The following is a 287-nucleotide window of genomic DNA, read 5'->3' as shown; positions in this document are numbered from 1 at the left end:
CACCGCGTTCGCTCCCTCTGCCCTATGTGTTCAGGCAGCGGTGACCCCTAAGGGCCGGGTTTCCCCATTCGGATATCGTGGGATCAAAGCTCTATTGCCAGCTCCCCCACGCTTTTCGCAGGCTTACACGTCCTTCATCGCCTGTGATCGCCAAGGCATCCACCAGATGCACTTAGTCGCTTGACCCTATCATTTCAGCTACCTCACGGCGCTTCATGACAAGAGTGTTTGTGCGACACGTCGCGTTTCCCCTTCAAGAAACGCGCCGTTAGATACAATCAATCTAC

General features: G+C 55.1%; 1 rRNA gene. It reads right to left on the bottom strand.

Going from position 1 to position 287, the window contains the following annotated elements:
* Nucleotides 1–186, bottom strand: a 23S ribosomal RNA gene (locus ACZ2IA_RS22925); the annotation flags it as partial.
* Between the last annotated feature and the right edge of the window lie 101 nt (nt 187–287).

This window comes from Crenobacter sp. CS_VA4, assembly GCF_055597485.1.
The sequence above is the reverse complement of the archived record's forward strand: the minus strand, read 5'-3'. Positions and strand labels throughout refer to the sequence as shown.